Annotated in this window: 15 protein-coding genes; 9 read left to right on the top strand and 6 right to left on the bottom strand. The window is 65.8% G+C overall.

Translation table 11 applies throughout. The annotated features are described in order from the left end of the window. Nucleotides 1-28 precede the first annotated feature (28 nt). Both DIE23_RS22230 and DIE23_RS22235 read right to left on the bottom strand, forming a co-directional pair. On the bottom strand, nt 29-1,123 hold the full coding sequence (locus DIE23_RS22230) for a TrkA family potassium uptake protein (RefSeq protein ID WP_124614109.1): 1,095 nt from the start codon (nt 1,121-1,123) through the stop codon (nt 29-31). Nucleotides 1,124-1,225: 102 nt separating this feature from the next. Further along, nucleotides 1,226-2,560, bottom strand: a complete 1,335-nt coding sequence (locus DIE23_RS22235) for an FAD-binding oxidoreductase (protein WP_124614110.1) — start codon at nt 2,558-2,560, stop codon at nt 1,226-1,228. A gap of 247 nt (nt 2,561-2,807) precedes the next feature. On the opposite strand from DIE23_RS22235, the gene DIE23_RS22240 reads away from it, so the two are divergent. After that, complete coding sequence (locus tag DIE23_RS22240) at nt 2,808-3,455, top strand: hypothetical protein (protein ID WP_124614111.1); 648 nt, start codon at nt 2,808-2,810, stop codon at nt 3,453-3,455. Between the two features lie 165 nt (nt 3,456-3,620). Here DIE23_RS22240 and DIE23_RS22245 read toward each other — a convergent pair whose 3' ends face one another. Together DIE23_RS22245 and DIE23_RS22250 are read right to left on the bottom strand one after the other, a co-directional pair. Then, on the bottom strand, nt 3,621-3,905 hold the full coding sequence (locus DIE23_RS22245) for a hypothetical protein (RefSeq protein WP_124614112.1): 285 nt from the start codon (nt 3,903-3,905) through the stop codon (nt 3,621-3,623). A gap of 344 nt (nt 3,906-4,249) precedes the next feature. After that, on the bottom strand, nt 4,250-4,459 hold the full coding sequence (locus tag DIE23_RS22250) for a hypothetical protein (protein WP_124614113.1): 210 nt from the start codon (nt 4,457-4,459) through the stop codon (nt 4,250-4,252). A 534-nt stretch (nt 4,460-4,993) separates the two neighbouring features. Here DIE23_RS22250 and DIE23_RS22255 point away from each other — a divergent pair. The 4 genes from DIE23_RS22255 to DIE23_RS40315 all read left to right on the top strand — a co-directional run bounded on the left by DIE23_RS22255 (nt 4,994) and on the right by DIE23_RS40315 (nt 9,443). Then, on the top strand, nt 4,994-5,848 hold the full coding sequence (locus DIE23_RS22255; RefSeq protein WP_124614114.1) for a helix-turn-helix domain-containing protein: 855 nt from the start codon (nt 4,994-4,996) through the stop codon (nt 5,846-5,848). A gap of 120 nt (nt 5,849-5,968) precedes the next feature. Beyond that, nucleotides 5,969-7,636 carry an ATP-dependent helicase gene (locus DIE23_RS22260; protein ID WP_124614115.1) on the top strand — a complete coding sequence of 556 codons (1,668 nt, stop codon included), beginning with the start codon at nt 5,969-5,971 and terminating at the stop codon, nt 7,634-7,636. A 191-nt stretch (nt 7,637-7,827) separates the two neighbouring features. Next, entirely contained in the window at nt 7,828-9,045 is a 1,218-nt protein-coding gene (locus DIE23_RS22265) for a DUF6402 family protein (RefSeq protein WP_185646515.1), read from the top strand. After that, nucleotides 9,012-9,443: a hypothetical protein gene (locus DIE23_RS40315; RefSeq protein WP_260436140.1), complete on the top strand. Its 432-nt coding sequence runs from the start codon at nt 9,012-9,014 to the stop codon at nt 9,441-9,443. The genes DIE23_RS22265 and DIE23_RS40315 overlap by 34 nt, the downstream gene beginning before the upstream one ends. A 203-nt stretch (nt 9,444-9,646) precedes the next feature. Here DIE23_RS40315 and DIE23_RS22275 read toward each other — a convergent pair whose 3' ends face one another. Beyond that, a complete protein-coding gene (locus tag DIE23_RS22275; protein WP_124614116.1) occupies nt 9,647-11,206 on the bottom strand; it encodes a methyl-accepting chemotaxis protein in 1,560 nt (519 codons plus the stop codon). 228 nt (nt 11,207-11,434) lie between these two features. Here DIE23_RS22275 and DIE23_RS22280 point away from each other — a divergent pair, with 228 nt between their 5' ends. After that, nucleotides 11,435-12,949: an MDR family MFS transporter gene (locus DIE23_RS22280; protein WP_124614117.1), complete on the top strand. Its 1,515-nt coding sequence runs from the start codon at nt 11,435-11,437 to the stop codon at nt 12,947-12,949. Between the two features lie 108 nt (nt 12,950-13,057). Here the strand turns inward: DIE23_RS22280 and DIE23_RS22285 are convergent, their stop codons facing one another. Beyond that, nucleotides 13,058-14,056 (bottom strand): quinone oxidoreductase, encoded by a 999-nt coding sequence (locus DIE23_RS22285; protein ID WP_124614118.1) that lies wholly within the window; start codon nt 14,054-14,056, stop codon nt 13,058-13,060. Nucleotides 14,057-14,181: 125 nt separating this feature from the next. On the opposite strand from DIE23_RS22285, the gene DIE23_RS22290 reads away from it, so the two are divergent. From DIE23_RS22290 to DIE23_RS22300, 3 genes are all read left to right on the top strand, one after another. Then, the gene (locus DIE23_RS22290; RefSeq protein WP_124614119.1) at nt 14,182-15,096 is read left to right on the top strand and encodes a LysR family transcriptional regulator; all 915 of its coding nucleotides are present in this window, start codon (nt 14,182-14,184) and stop codon (nt 15,094-15,096) included. A gap of 97 nt (nt 15,097-15,193) precedes the next feature. After that, entirely contained in the window at nt 15,194-15,754 is a 561-nt protein-coding gene (locus DIE23_RS22295; protein ID WP_124614120.1) for a GNAT family N-acetyltransferase, read from the top strand. Between the two features lie 9 nt (nt 15,755-15,763). Next, nucleotides 15,764-16,612 (top strand): MerR family transcriptional regulator, encoded by an 849-nt coding sequence (locus DIE23_RS22300; RefSeq protein ID WP_124614121.1) that lies wholly within the window; start codon nt 15,764-15,766, stop codon nt 16,610-16,612. The last annotated feature ends 16 nt before the right edge of the window (nt 16,613-16,628 follow it).

Consider the following 16,628-nt stretch of genomic DNA (forward strand, 5'->3'; position numbering starts at 1 on the left):
CGATGCCGTTTCCTTTTACACACGGCCGTCACACGTCCGGATCCGGAATCCTCGCCGACTGAATCACGACGAGCGTATCGCCCGCCTCGATCCGGCACGGCGGATCCTCGTAGAACGAATGGATCTTCCCGCAACGATCGAGCCCGACGACGATCGCGCCCGGCACGACGTTCGTCATGCAGCCGATCTCGTGCGGCAATGCCTCGCGCTCGAGCAGCGTCGCCCGCCCGCGCGTCGACAGCATGTCGTTCACGAACGGCACGATGTAGCGGCTATGCACCGCATCCGCGAGCAGCAGCGCACCGATCTTCGTCGACGACACGATCACGTCCGCACCCGCCTGCCGCAACTGCCGCTGATACAGGTTCTCCTGGATCCGCACGACGATCTTCGTCTCGGGCGCGATGCTGCGCACCGACAGCGTCAGCAGGATCGCGGTCGGATCGTCGGTCACCGAGATGATCACGGCCTTCGCCGCGCGCACCTGCGCCTGCTGCAGCAGATCCTCGTGCGCGGGATCGCCGAGCAGCCCCGTCACGCCGAGCGACGTCGCGGCCTCGAGCGCCTGCTGCTGCGCATCGATCACGATGATCGTCGACGGATCGACGCCGCTTTCGAGCAGCTCGCGCACGGCGATCGACCCCGACAGGCCGTAGCCGCACACGACGATGTGATCGGACAGTTGCTTCTGCAAGCGTTTCATGCGGAATTCCTCGATGACGCGCTGGATCACGAACTGATACGCCGTGCCCAGGAAGATGAACCAGATGCCGATGCGGATCGGCACGATGAAGAACGCGTCGATCAGACGCGCGCGCGCGGTGACCGGCACGATGTCGCCGTAGCCGACCGTCGCGACCGTGACCATCGTGAAGTACACGAGATCGGCGACGTTCATCGGCGTGCTCTTGGTCGAATCGCGCAGGCCGTCGCGATCGAGATACAGCACGAGAAACGCGAGCACGCACAGCACCACGACCGCGCCGAGACGGAACAGCAGCGTGCGCCGCGGCGACGTCGCGGGACGCGTGAACAGCGTGCGCGCACGCGGCGCCTGCCACGGATCGCGGGCACGACGCAGGCGTGAGCGCAACGAGCGGCGCTTGTCGGTGGGCGTTGCCAACGGGGATTCTCCTGATGGATGCGGGCTCGATTCTACGACGGGAACATGGGGGCCCGTCCGCAACCGGTCGTCCGCGACCGGCCGTCCGCGACCGGCCGTCCGCTACAGCATGCTGCGCGGCCGGACCATCGTCCCGTCGATGAAACGCCGTGCTCGGAACGCCGACAGGTCGAGCGACGGCTCACCCGTATCGATCCATTCGGCCAGCAGCCGCCCGACGATCGGCCCCATCGCGAAGCCGTGTCCGCAGAAGCCGGTCGCGATCGCGAGCCCGGACGGCGTGCCGGGCGCGTCGATCACCGGAATGCCGTCGGGCACCACGTCGATCAGGCCGGCCCAGGCCTCGACGATCTGTGCGTCCTTCAGCGCGGGGAAGATCGCCTTCAGCTTCGCCAGCGCGCGCGGCGCATGCGCGCGATTCGGCTGCGGCTGCGGATCGCGCGGCTCGATCGGCCCGCCTCCGCCGCCGATGCGCGCACAGGCATCGCGCCACGCCGCCGCATTCAGATGCAGCCGGAATTTCTCGCGCTGCGACCAGAATTCCGGCCAGAACAGGCTCAAGCCACGCAGGTGGCCGAGCGTCAGGTCGACGTCGACCTGCATGTCGTCGGCGAGATTGATCGCGCCGTTCCTGCGCTGCCGAATGCCGAGGCCGTGCCCCCAGATCGTCGACGCGGACACGTCGGGCAGCACGTTGGTGCGCATGCAGGTGCCGCGCACGGCCTGCTGCGGCAGTCGGATGCCGACGCCGTCGAGCAGCCGGAAGCTGGTCGCGCCGGCCGCGCAGATCATGCGCCGCGTGCGGATCGTGCCGCGCTCGGTCACGACGCCGACGACCGCGCCGCCGGCCGTCTCGATCGCCGTCACGCCGCAGCCTTCGAAGAAACGTGCGCCGGCTTCCGTCGCGCGGGCCGCGAACGCGGCGGCCACGCGGCGCGGCTCGGCCTGCCCGTCGGTCGCCGTATACAGCCCGCCGAGCGTGCGTGCTTGCGTCGACAGGCCGGTCACGCGTTCGTCGATTTCCGCACGCGTCAGCGTGCGCGTGTCGAGCCCGTGTTCGCGCGCAACGGCGAGCCACGCCTGGAACGACGCCCAGTCGTCGTCGTTGTCCGCCATATAAAGGCAACCGCCCTGCCGCCATTCGAGGTCGAAGCCGAGCGCCTGCTCGAGCCCTTCCCAGATCCGCATGCCGGCCATCATCAGCGGCACTTCGGCGGACTCGCGGCCCTGCTGCCGCACGAAGCCCCACGCGCGCGTCGATTGCTGGCCGGCGATGCGCGACTTGTCGAGCACGACGGCCTTCAGGCCGCGCAGGCCGAGGTAGTACGCGGCCGCGCAGCCCATGATGCCGGCGCCGGCGATCACGATGTCTGCTTCGGCCGGAAACGCCGTGTCGGCGTGCGTCAATGTGTCGTGCAGCGGATAGGTTGTCGTCATTGTTTTCTGTTGGCGTCGATGCGTCCGGCGCATCCATCGACGTTCGCGATGGCCGGCGCGGGATCAGGCAGTCAGGTTCCGGATGGGGATGGCGAACGTGCGGGAAGGTCGATGAATGGTATCCGCCGGCCGCGGCCCCCCCGCCGCCGGTCAGGGTTGCCCATCGGCCGTCCCCATTTTTTCGCCTTGACGGCGCTATGTTACCGCGCGATAAACTGTATATCCATACAGTATTTATGCAGTAGAAATGATCCTCCCCCCATTCGATCCTCCGAAGCTGAACGACCTCACCGAATGGTGGACGAAGTGCACCTATGCAGACGTCCAGCGGCTGATACTCGAAGTGCAGCACCTGCGCCTGACGCTGTGGGAACTGAAGGCGCACGTCGCGGATGCATCGCGCCGGATCCGCGTGCTCGATCCGGCCATGCTCGCGCACGGCTCCGCGCTTCGGCGGCTCGGCTACCTGCTCGACAAGGAGATCGAGCGCGCGAACCCGATCGGCCGCACGCGCGATGTGTATGCACCGTTTTCAGATGAGTGGCGCGCCCGCGAAGCGCTGCGCTGCGCATTGCGCGCGCAACCCGAGCCCGCGGAAGCAGGCACGTGCCCGCGCGCGATTCCGGAATTTCAGCGCGTTACCTGGGCCGAGCTTCGCGACCGCTGGCGTCACCTGAGCGACAAGCAATCGAGCCGGCAGAACATCGAGCAACGCATGGTGCTCGAGATCGCGCGCCAGCGATCCGTGATCCTGGCGCGGGCGAGGAAACTCGTCGATGCCGCGATGGCCGAAGCGGCGGCAGATGGAAAGCAGTTGTTCGCGCTCGATCAACTCAAGCGGCTGCTGTCCGTCGAGCGGGAGGACGGCGAGCCGTTCACGTACATGCCGGCGTAAGGCGATTGGTTAGTACTTCTCAAAACGTAGGAAATACAATGCTCGCAATGTGATCGAGAACCTTACGTCGCTTTGCCAACTGATACCTGATCGAAGGGGAAGCCGAGGTCGATCTGGAAGGATGGCATGCGCGGCTCGCGCCGGGACCATCCCGCGCAATCGGCATTAGTGAGATCGGTATGAATAGCCCATCCGTGCGCCCGTCGCACGGACGAACGGCTGAAGCCGCGCAAGCTGCTCGAGCGACATCGCGACGACTTCGAGCACATGCCGGGCGATTTCGTCGTCCGCCATACCGGCGTTGACGTACTGTTCGATACTCATCGTCCGGGGCGGATGGCTGCCCGCTTCGTCGTCGACGATGAAAATCCTGGCGGTACGACGCTCCAGCGACAACACGACCTGGACAGTTTTACCGTGAACGGCGGTCTGCATGCATAAGCTGGTCATTCGCAGCCTCCCATTGCGTTGCCTTCAATCGATCGTCGAACGATACCTCACAGTTTGAGGAATTAATCTACAAACTTCCCCGGGTATTGACAACCATCAGAAATGAATACGGACTGGTCGCCCGTTCACGCCGCGGACCATCGATCGGCACGCCGATTCAGACGTCGCAACGATGCAAAGGCAAAGGCGCGATGGAGCAATGGCGCACGACACCCATGCCGTGCATTCGTGGCGTCCGTCGTGTTTTTCGCTTTGAATGGGACACCCATCCGGGAGGCCGGCGGCTCACGATGCATGCGTCTGCCGGTCAAGCCGGCGCCCGTCCCGCGCGGGCGAACGACGCGCTACGCGTAGCGGCTCAACCACTCTTCGGAGAATTGTCTCGCGTAGGCGACGGCTTCGGCTTCGGTATCGAATTCGCCCAGCTTGCGGAATGCCGCCTCGCGGCTGAAACCCGTCTTCGTGACCTCGACCTGAGCGGCGTACTTGCCGTCCTCCGTCACACGCGGTTCGCAGTTCATCTCGTACCCGCGCATCACAAATTTCTTCTGCATCGCTTCAACACTATTTTGAGACGGGGGAATCGTAGCATGGGGGCTCCGCCGCGTTCATGCCCCCTCCCGAAAAGGTATCCGCATCGGGTTCATTAGAGTAAACCATCAAACGATCCGCGTATAAGATGCGGTTCCGCCCGACCCGACGCGCGCTGTCATGTAAAGATTTGTCGCCGACGCGGCGGCAGGATGCCGCAGTCCGGGCGACGGATGCGCCCTGCCGTGGTGCATCCTGCTGGCAGCGCAGGGCGATTACGTGCTGCCCTGCGAGGAATCGTGTCCCGACCCATCGTGATCGGCACCTGAAGGTTGCGAACGGGCCAACGGCGCCCGGTGCAACGTTCCGGGCCACGCGTAACGTCATGACACACCTTTCACAGAAACGCACCTTTCGCGACATGGAATGACAGTCGTTTTGCGGTAAAGTTATCTTTTTCGCGCGTGGCCGGTCGGCTCGCCACTGGACGTCGTCAAGACTGTCCGCCGAGACTGCCGAAAGGCGTCGTTCTGAACGTCACGATCCGTTCCCGTAGCATGACCACTGAAGCAATCACCACGGATTCCCTCGCGGTTGCCGAGCGCGTGCGCGAGTTGATGACCCGCAATGGCATCGGCAAGCGCCAGCAAACCACCGAGCTGTGCCGCATCCTCGACCTGAGCTTTTCGCAGGGTCACCGCAAACTGCGCGGCAGCAGCCCCTGGACGCTCGCGCAGATCAAGAAAGTCGCCGAAGCCTACGGCGAGCCCGCCGCTCAACTGTTCGGCGCGCAGACGCTCGACCCCGGCATGGTCGGCGCTTATTCGCAGGAAGCCGTCCTGTACGCCGGCGTCGCCGAAATTCCGTGCACCGCCTGGATCGGCGCACCGCTTGAAGCCGGCGCGCGCCCCGAGTTCGTCGCGTACGAACAGAACGGCCGCTGGCGCGTGCTGCGCCATTCGGGCGTGCTGTATCAGAACGCGTACGACGTGCACAAGATCGAGATCTATCCGCGTCGCGCGGAGAGCGACAAGCTCGTCGTCGCGGTGATCGACCCCGATCGCGTCAGCGCGACCGAGCTGTGCCGCTATCTCGAGCGGCAGGGGTTCGCGACGGCCGCGTTCGATGGCCTCGCGCCGTTCGTCGACGCGCTGCAGGGCCAGGCGTTCGACGCGGTCGTCACCGAATGGCTGTTCGACGACAGCACGGCCGCCACCGCGATCAAGGCGGTGCGCACGTCCGACAATCCGGGCGCGCCGATCTTCGTGCTGACGGGCGACCTGCTCACGGGCCGCGCGAGCGAAGCGGACATCAGCGAAGTGATCCGCGCGTTCGACGTCGTCTGCTACGAAAAACCCGCGCGCATGGCGATCCTCAGCGCCGATCTCGCGAAGCGGCTCGCTCGCGGGTAATTCCCGCACGCCGCCCACCTTTTTCGCATGGCCGGCGCCCGTGCGGCGCGGCGGTCGTGAACAGGTTCCTCAGTACAATAGCCGGACCCTGTTCACGACCGGCATCCGCCGCCCGACTTCATGGCCCGCCTCATTCCCGACGACTGGAAAAGCCTCGCCGCCACCGGCGCGGCCGAACGCGAGCGCGAGACGCTTGCCGCCCTCGAACACGCGCTGCCGGACAGCTACACCGTCTATCACGGCGTGCACTGGACGCGTGCCGACCAGGGTTTCTCGGTGTTCGGCGAAGCCGCGTTCGTCGTCGTGAGCCCGGCCGGCCGCGTGCTGCTGATCGAGCAGAAGGCCGGCTTCCTGCGCGAAACGCCGAAGGGGCTCGTGAAGGTCTACCTGCAGAAGGAGCGCAACGTCCCGATCCAGCTCGCACGCACGCAGGAGACGCTGCACCGGCGCCTGACCGCCGCGCTCGGCGCGGGCGTCTACGGCGTCGAGGCGCTGCTGTATTGCCCCGACTACTCGATCCGCGAGACGGCGATTGCCGGCGTCGCGGCCGACCGGATCGTCGACGCGTCGCGCAAGGCGCAGCTCGCGCGGGTGATCCTGCAGATCCTGCCCGAGCACGACGAAGCATTGCCGAACGCGGCGAAGCTGCATCACTTCCTCGCGGACGAGCTGGCGCTCACGCCCGACACGAGCGCGCTCGTCGGGCAGGCCGGCACGCTCGTCACGCGGCTGTCGGGGGGGCTTGCCGCGTGGGCGCGCCAACTCGAGTTCACGCCGTTCCGCTTGCGCGTGACGGGCACCGCCGGTTCGGGCAAGACGCAACTTGCGGTGCAGGCGATGCGCGACGCGGTCGCGGCCGGCAAGCGCGTGCTCTACGTGTGCTTCAACCGGCCGCTCGCCGACTACATCGCGCGCATCGCGCCGTCCGGCGCGAAGATCGCGAACTACCATCAGCTGTGCGACTGGGTGGCCCGCGACGGCGGGTATACGCCCGACTTCGACGCGCCCGGCGCGTTCGAGCGGCTCGAGGCACGCTTCGCGGAGGCGCCGATTCCGGAACGCTGGCGCTTCGATGTGCTGATCGTCGACGAAGGACAGGATTTCCACGCGCCGTGGGCGGCGGCGCTGGAGCGCCTGCTGGTGCCTGACGGCGCATGGTGGTGGCTGGAAGATCCGCTGCAGAACCTCTATCTGCGCGAGCCCGTCGCGCTGCCCGGCTGGGTCACGCTGAAGGCGCTGACGAACTACCGCAGCCCGCGCGACCTGCTCGAATTCGTGCGCGACGTCGTCGGCCGCGTCGAACCGCTCGCGGCCGAACTGCGTTCGGGCAGCCCGTTCGACGGTTCCGATCCGTCGGTGTCGTCATATGGGGAAGACGGCGCGTCGGGCGACGCGCTCGCCGAAGCGTGCATCGACGCGACCAAGCGCGCGATCACGCACGCGCTGTCGCTCGGCTTCCGCAAGCAGGACATCGCGGTGCTGTCGTATCGCGGCCGCGAAAGCTCGGTGCTCGCGCGGCTCGACCAGCTCGGCCCGCACCGGGTCAAGCGCTTCACCGGCAAGTACGACCTGTTCGGCAACCCTGAATATCGCGAAGGCGACGTGCTGCTCGATTCGATCTACCGCTTCAAGGGGCAATCGGCGCCGTGCGTGATCCTCACCGAGATCGACTTCGGCACGCTCGATGCGCGTGCGGCCCGCAAGCTGTTCGTCGGCGCGACGCGCGCGACGATGAAGCTGCTGCTCGTCGCGTCGGCGCGGGCGGCCGCGCAGCTCACACACGATTGACGGGGCAGGACGACTCTTCGACCGCGCGAACGATCTTCCGCATAATGCGCGTTGAAACAATCCGGCACATTTCTTTCTGCTCGCGACCCTTATCCACTCGCCTTTCGGCCTGTTCCGGCCACACCTGATGGTTCATCCGCTTGCAGCCTGCCATTACGATGCCAGGCCATTCGTTGCAAGCGGAGTATTCGATGGCCGACGTCCAGAAGGTGCCTTACTACAAGCCGCAAAAAGGGGTGTTCGGATCGGAGTTGAAGGAATACAAGGGAGTTCAAGGATGCATTCCCCTTGACACTCAAAAAAGCGTGTCATTCGACCGGCCCGCTCCGGGGTCAAGGCCACCACCCGCTCCTCCCGAACCGATTTCGCGCGCACCGAAGACTCCGTCGCAAAGTGCGGCTCCCCGACCGCTGCCGAAAACCGATCCGGCAATAGCGAAAGAATCGCCAAGGCAACCAGAGTCGGAAGTTTGCGAAAACCCGCCGCCTTTCGACCTCCAGGACATACCAATTGCGATGGACAATCTAGGCTGGAAAGTTTCCGCCAGACTCGCGCGAATCTGGTTTGCGGGTGCAGCACATACCTACAATGACGACCCAACTTCACCTCAGCCATTAAATGACGACAGCATCACACTCGACTGGACGTTGAAATTTGGCAACATCCGGAGGAAATTCGAACACCTCCTTGAGAACGGCATTTATAGCGGGCGATCCGTAGAAACAGCGACAAATATCATCAAGCCTTTCGTCAAACATCTCTTTCTCGAAAGAAATCCGACATTCAATTTCAACACCTCACAATCAACCGATAACTTGCTCAAATTTCATAACGATTGGCAATTTCAGATGCTATCGATAAGAAACTGGGACACACTGGAAAATTTCGCCCCGACGGATCTGACGGGAGCACTGGCCAACTTCAACATCTACACCGCCATAGGGAATGTTGAAATTACGTGTGAAAAATACTTCAAGTACGAGAAATCAGGAAACTTGTACTGCATCAATGCAGTCGGAAAAATCACGCACATCTATGCTTACGTGAAGGACAATTACTCATTCAACGGAAAGCAGTATTTGGGACATTGGAACAGGCATGGAGTCATCATTGCACCCGGCTCGCTGCTCACCAGTTCCAGTTCACCGAAGCGGGATTCCGATATCGATATTTGGGCGAAAAGCATCAACAAACCCGTAGACACACGAAAAGGCTTGTTCAGAAATTTCAGAAAATCCGACGTTTACTTTCCAGTCTACAACGCGGACTACGACCGTTGGCGAGAGAGGCATCAACGCGGCAAGGACTTCATGATATATTCGAAGCCCACCTATCTAAAATTGAAGAAGCCGATCGATCTTGATCTTGGTGAGATATGCAGATTAGAACCATCAGATACGTTGGCCTAGCCATTATTGCCTATATCGGCATCGGTTTGATCATTCACCTTAATCGACCCACCTATGGGCGCTGCGATTTTTATGATCGCCCTGAAACGCTAGACGGCGGCATAAAAAAAATGAATGGAGTTTCATACCGATTCACAATGTGTGGCACCGGCGGAAATGATCAGGATGGAACGAATGACAAAATAGAGCTGAGAGTGTTCAGTGGCAACGGCGAACTCCTGGCCAGACGATATTTCTCCGTGAACTGGTATCACGGAAAGAGTTTTCATCAGCCCTTGAATTATGAGGGCAGCGTGGTTCGCTACATCGACGTGACCGATGAATCAAACTACGACAAATACCTGACAATTCCACCAAGCAAGTGGGATTGGCTTCGTGCCAGGTTGCCTTTGTTTTGAGCTTATCGAAGTGATACGTACTCCGGGACGGGCACGTGGATGTATGTACGTTGACCAGCTCGTAAAGCCCTACGGACGATGCCAGCCTTTTCGACCGAATCCATCGCGACAGCGTGGACCAAGCCCACAGTAAAGAGCATCGCGGGCGACACGCCTGAACAACCCCGCTGCCGCCCCGTCGCCCTGCCCGTCCCCGCTATCCATCAAGCCACCCGAAACGCCCCCACCGCCCGCCGCAGCCCATCGGCCTGCTCCTCGAGCGACGCGGCGGCAGCCGCTGCCTGCTCAACGAGCGCCGCGTTCTGCTGCGACACCTGATCCATTTGCGACACCGCGCGGTTCACCTGCTCGATCCCGTCGCGCTGCTCGTTCGACGCGGCCGCGATCTCGGTCATGATGCCCGTCACGCGGCCGATCGCCTGCTGGATGTCCTGCATCGTCGCGCCGGCCACGCCGACCAGCCGCGAACCCGTCGCGACGCGCTCGACCGATTCGCCGATCAGCGTGCGAATCTCCTTCGCGGCCGACGCCGAGCGCTGCGCGAGCGTGCGCACTTCGCCCGCGACCACCGCGAAGCCGCGGCCCTGCTCGCCCGCGCGCGCAGCTTCGACCGCCGCATTCAGCGCGAGGATGTTGGTCTGGAACGCGATGCCCTCGATCGTGCCGATGATGTCGGCCACCTTCTGCGAACTCTGGTCGATCTCGTTCATCGTGCCGATCACCTCGCCGACGACCGTCGCGCCGCGCGTCGCGATCTCGCTCGCGTTGTCCGCGCATGCTTGCGCCTCGACCGCATGATCGGCGTTCTGTTTCACGGTCGCCGTCAGTTGTTCCATGCTCGCGGCCGTCTCCTGCAGCGCGGACGCCTGCTCCTCGGTGCGCTGTGACAGGTCGGTGTTGCCGGCCGCGATCTGGTGCGTCGCGGTCGAGATCGCTTCGGAGCCCTGGCTGACCTGGCGCACCGTATCGGCGAGGCTGCGCTGCATGCCCGTCACACCCTTGACCAGTTCGGCCATCTCGTCGCGCGACGACCAGCGCACTTCCGACGTCAGGTCACCGTCCGACAGGCGGCGGAAATGCGACAGCAACCGGTTCACCGGTTGCGTGATCGCGAAATGCAGGCCGACCGCACAGCCAAGACACGCGGCGAGACCGAACGCAATGCCGGCGATCGCGCCCACGCGCATCCAGCCGTAATAGGCCTGCGCGGTGTCGTAGACGTCCTTGCCGCGCGCGGCCTGGTACGCGTCGAGCGCATCGGTCGCCTGCGTGAGCGCGACCGACAGCGGCGGTGCGACCGTCATCAGCAGCCGGTCGGCGTCGTCGCGACGTCCCGCGCCGATCGCGTCGATCAACGGCTTCAACGCCTGTCCAATCAGCGCCTGGCGTGCGGCATCGAGCCGGGTCGCGAACGGGCCTTCGTCGCCTTCGTGCGGCATCGTCGCGTAGGTACGCCACGCGGCGTCGGCCTTCGCGAGATAGTCCTCGGCCTTCTTGACGAGATCGGGCACTTCCGGCGCCTCCGGATGCAGCAGCGCGCGGTCGAGCGTGGTGCGCACGATCGTCAGGTTCAGGCTCGCGGCGGACAGCGCGGTCTTCGCGGCCAGCTGGCGCGTATAAGCTTCGTCGAGCGCACGGTTCGAGCTCTGCATGCCGGTGAGGCCGATCAGGCCCGACACGACGAGCAAGACGGCAACGAGACCGAGCGTGGAAAAAATCCGCGTACGGATCGAGAAACGGGAAAACAGGGCGTTCAGGTTCATGACGGGACGTGAGCGATAAAAGGTGCCGCGGCAATCGGTCCGCGGCACTCTGGATTACGGTTTGCCTGCAAAAAACTTGAGCCCGGCCCGCTTTCTGGCTGATCGTGGTCAATTTCCCGGCCGGCAATCTTCCGTTACCGATGCAACAAATCGAGGCCGGGCAGAAATTGACCAGGCAATCAATTGTCTCTATATTTCGGTCAATTCCCTGCCATGGCAGATATCTCGATGAGAACCGATACCCTCCTTGCTCCGCCGGCCGCCGAAGCGGCCCGCCGCGACGCGCCGACCGGGCTGATCGTCGCCGCGCTGCTGCTCGTCATGCTGTTGTCCGCGCTCGACCAGACGATCGTGTCGACCGCGCTGCCGACCATCGTCGGCGAGCTCGGCGGCCTCGACCAGCTGTCGTGGGTCGTCACCGCGTACCTGCTGTCATCGACGGTCGTGCTGCCGCTGTACGGCAAGCTCGGCGACCTGTACGGCCGTAAGATCGTGCTGCAGGCCGCGATCGTGCTGTTTCTCGCCGGTTCCGCGCTATGCGGCGTCGCGCAGGACATGACGCAGCTGATCGTGCTGCGCGCGCTGCAGGGGCTCGGCGGCGGCGGGCTGATGGTCGTCACGATGGCCGCGATCGGCGACCTGGTGCCGCCCGACCGCCGGGCGCGCTATCAGGGGATGTTCGGCGGCGTGTATGGCCTCGCGACGATCGTCGGGCCGCTGCTCGGCGGCTTCCTGGTCGAACACCTGTCGTGGCGCTGGATCTTCACGATCAACCTGCCGCTCGGCTTGCTCGCGCTCGCGGTGATCGGCATCGCGTTCCGGCCGCACACGGCGCACGTGAAGCACCGGATCGACTACATGGGCGCCGCGTTCCTCGCGACGGCCCTCACCTGCGTGATCCTGTTCACGAGCGAAGGCGGTTCGCTGCTGCCGTGGTCGTCGCCGCAGCTGTGGATGACGCTCGTGCTCGGCGTGGTCGCGATCGGCGGCTTCATCTATGAGGAGCGGCTCGCGGCCGAGCCGATCATGCCGCTCGAACTGTTTCGCCAGCGCACCTTCGTGCTGATGAGCCTGATCGGCTTCGTCGTCGGCATCGCACTGTTCGGTTCGGTCACGTTCATTCCGCTCTATCTGCAGGTCGTGAAGGGCTCGACGCCATCGCAGGCCGGGATGCAGCTGCTGCCGATGATGGGCGGGATGCTCGCGATGTCGGTCGCGAGCGGCCGGCTGATCTCGCGGCTCGGCACGTATCGGCCGTTTCCGATCGCGGGGACGCTGATCGGCGGCGTCGCGATGGCACTGCTGTCGACGCTGTCGCTCGACACATCGCTGCACACGATGTACGCGTACATGGCGCTGCTCGGGATCGGGCTCGGCATGGTGATGCCGGTGCTGACGCTCGCGGTGCAGAACACGGTCGAATTCCGGCACATGGGTGTCGCGACGTCGGGCGCGACGCTGTTCCGCTCGATCGGCGGCTCGCTCGGCGTCGCCGCGTTCGGCGCGCTGTTCTCGCACGGGCTGCAGTCGCGGATCACGCAGGCGCTGCCGAACGGCACGGAGCTGCCGCCCGCGCTCGGCCCGGCGGCCGTGCACCAGTTGCCGGATGCGGTGCGCGATGCGTACCTGCATGCGTTCGCCGGGTCATTGCATGTCGTGTATCTGTCAGCGGCGGGCGTGATCGCGATCGCATTCGTGCTCGCGTGGTTCGTCGAGAGTGTGCCGCTGCGCAAGCATCACTGATCACTGATCCGCGGGCAGGCAGCGGCAGCGTGGCTTCGCCGCCTGCCCGCAAGATCGACGCCGCGACGCGACCGTCCTCACGGCTTGCGATCGCCGCCCGATCCGCCGTCACGGCACCAGCACCACCCCGCCCGTCGTCTGCCGTGACTCCAGCAACCGATGCGCGTCGGCCGCCTGCTCCAGCGGCAGCCGCGCGCCGATCTCCACGTGCATCCCGTCCGCGAGCCGTTCGAGCGTCGCGCGCGCCGCTTCCCGATACCCCGTCACGTCACGCGCAATGAAACCCAGCACGCTCGGCCGCGCCAGCGCGATCGAGCGGGCCGGGCCCAGTTCGTCGAGATCGATCGTCTGCCGCGCGCCGATCGCGGCAACCTGCCCGATGCTCGCGACCATCCCGAACGGCCGGACCGCGCCGAGCGTGCGCGTCAGCACGTCGCCGCCGATCCCGTCGATCGCATAGTCGACGCCCGCACCGCCGCCGAACGCACGCGCCGCCGCGACGAAATCCGCCTCGCGATAATCGACCACCGCTTCCGCCCCCTGCGCGCGCACCAGTGCCGCCTTCGCGGCCGAGCCGACCGTGCCGATCACCCGCGCGCCGAGCGCGCGCGCCCACTGCGTCGCCAGCAACCCGACGCCGCCGGCCGCCGCATGCACGAGCACGGTATCGCCGGCACCAACCTGCCGCACGCGGTGCAGCAGCATGTAGACGGTGATTCCTTTCAGCAGCCCGGCCGCGGCCGCGTCGTCGCCCACGCCGTCGGGCACGGGCACCACGCGCTCGGCGGGCACCGTGCGCAGGCTCGCGTAGCTGCCGGTCGGCAGTCCCGCATACGCGACGCGCTGGCCCGGGACGAGTGCCGTCACGCCGGGCCCGACCGCATCGACCACCCCGGCCGCCTCGACGCCGAGCGCGTCCGGCAATGCCGGCAACGGATGCGCGCCGGTCCTGAAATAGATGTCGACGAAATTCACGCCGACGGCGGTCTGGCGAATCCGCACCTCGCCGGCCCCGGGCGGCACGACGGGTATATCGACACGGCGCAGCACGCCGGCGTCGCCATAACGGTCGATCCCGATCCGGGTGGCGGTAGCAATTTGGGTCATGACGTTCCTCGCAATCGAATGAAGTGACACGATCATCCCATCGTGCATAATCGATCGGAATTCCCCTTCAACGCCCATCTACTGTGCAAAATTCAACCGATTCGACGCCCGCGTCCGCGCTGCCGATGAGCTGGGACGACCTCCGCTATTTCCTCGCGGTGATGCGCGGCGGCAGCCTGTCGGCCGCCGCGCGGGCGCTGCAGGTCCAGCACTCGACGGTCGCCCGGCGCATCGATGCGCTGGAGTCCGCGCTCGGCATCCGGCTGTTCGACCGGCTCCCGCGCGGCTGGCCGCCGACCGACGAAGGCCTGCACCTCGCCGAGCATGCGGCCCGCGTCGAAGCCGACGTGCATGCGTTCGCGCGCGCCGCGCAGGGGGCGGCGGCGCTCGACGGTGTCGTGCGCGTGTCGGCGTCGCCGGTGTTCGCGAGCCACTTCCTCGCGCCGCGGCTCGCCCGCGCGCAGCGCGCGTGGCCCGCGCTGCGGATCGACTTGATGGGCGAAATGCACGCGGCCAATCTGTACGCGCGCGAAGCCGACCTCGCGGTGCGCCTGTCGCGGCCGAGCGAGCCGGGGCTGGCCGCGCGCCGCCTCGGCACGATGCGCTTCGCGCTGTGCGCGTCGCCCGACTGGGCCGCCGCGCCGCCCGACACCTGGGCATTCCTCGGCTACGACGACGCGCTCGCGCAAATGCCGCAGCAGCAATGGCTCGAACGCTTCGCGGCCGGACGCCGGTTCGCGTTCATCGCCAACGACCTGGCCGCGCTGCATCGTGCGTGCGTGGCCGGCGCGGGGATCGCGTTGCTGCCGCGCTTTCTCGTCGACGCGCCGGCGATGGACGCGGGCGAGAGCGCGCCGGCCTCGGTCGACCCTTCGCTGTCGGCCGCCGCAGCGCTCGTCGAACTGACGTCCGTGCCTCGTTGCGATGTCGAGCGCGAGATCTGGCTCGTCGTCCACCCGGACGTGCGCCGCTCGCCGCGCGTGCAGCGCGTCGCGGATGCGATCGCCGACGCCGTTCACGACGCGGACGGCCATCTGTAGGCTTGGCCGCGTCAGCACGCACGCGACGCGGCCAATGCCTTTACCGCCCCGCCCAACGGCCGGCATAGTAGCGGTTTCATCCGCCCGCTCCGCCACCATGCCCGCCTCTCCCGCCTGCGTCGTCCGCGACGCGACCGATGCCGATCTCGACGACATTCACGCGATCTACGCACACCACGTGCGCCACAGCGTCGCGTCGTTCGAGGAAACGCCACCCGACGTCGACGAACTGCGCGCGCGCCGCGACGCGGTGCTGCGTCACGGGCTGCCCTATCTCGTCGCGGAATGCGACGGCCGCATCGCCGGCTACGCGTATGCGACGCCGTATCGCACGCGCAGCGCGTACCGCCACACGATCGAGGATTCGATCTACATCGACGACGCGCAGCGCGGCCGCGGCATCGGCCGCGCGCTGCTCGCGGCGCTGATCGCGCGTTGCGAGGCCGGCCCGTGGCGGCAGATGATCGCGGTGATCGCCGACGGCGGCACCGGCGGCTCGACGTCGCTGCACCGCGCATTCGGTTTCGAGCCGGCAGGCGTGCTGAAGGCTGTCGGTTTCAAGCACGGCCGCTGGATCGATACCGCGCTGATGCAGCGCGCGCTCGGCGACGGCGCACACACGCTCCCCGCCTCGCCCGAGCCTGTCGCGTCGCGCTAGAATGGCCGCATGTCAAAACAGACTCGAACCATGCCAGACGAGGCCGCAGCGGATTCCCGCAACGAGTACACGGTCGACGAACTCGCGCGCGTATCCGACACGACCGTGCGCAACGTCCGTGCATACCAGGATCGCGGACTGCTCGCGCCGCCCGAGAAGCGCGGGCGCGTCGGCATCTACGACGACACGCACGTCGCACGCCTGAAGCTGATCAACCACCTGCTCGCCCGCGGCTACACGCTGTCGAACATCCAGGACCTGATCATGGCGATCGACGAGGGTCACGACCTGCGCTCGATCCTCGGCCTGGAAAACGCCATCGGCGGCCGCTGGTCGCACGAACTGCCGAAAACCTATTCGCTCGCCGCGCTTGCTCAGATGTTCGGCCCGCAGACGGCATCGCAGCTGTCGCGCGTGACCGAGCTCGGGCTGCTCGAACGGCGTGGCCTGTCGTTCGTCGCGAAAAGCCCCGCGCTGCTCGAAGCGGCAGCCGCGATGACGAAGGAAGGCATCCCGCCGCGCGAACTGCTCGACGTGATCAGCCTCGCGCGGCCGCACTTCGACGCGATCGCGCGGCTGCTCGTCGATCTCGTCGTCAAGCGGCTCGACCGCTATGACGAAGGCACGCTGCCGCCGGTGACCGACGTGCCCGCACTCGTCGATGCGATCTGGCGCCTGCGTCCGCTCGCGGCCGTGTTCGTCGAAGGCGAGACGAACCGCGCGCTCGAAAACGCGGCCAGTGCGTATCTCGGCGGCCGTGTCGCGACGATCCTCGACAGGAAACTCAGCGACGAAGCGGCACGGCAGGCCGGTGCGCCCGATGCGTCCGGCACGCAAGGCGACGACGACAAAGCATAGGGCCGCCGCCGTCATA

The organism is Burkholderia sp. Bp9143, from assembly GCF_003853645.1.
Taxonomy (GTDB): domain Bacteria; phylum Pseudomonadota; class Gammaproteobacteria; order Burkholderiales; family Burkholderiaceae; genus Burkholderia.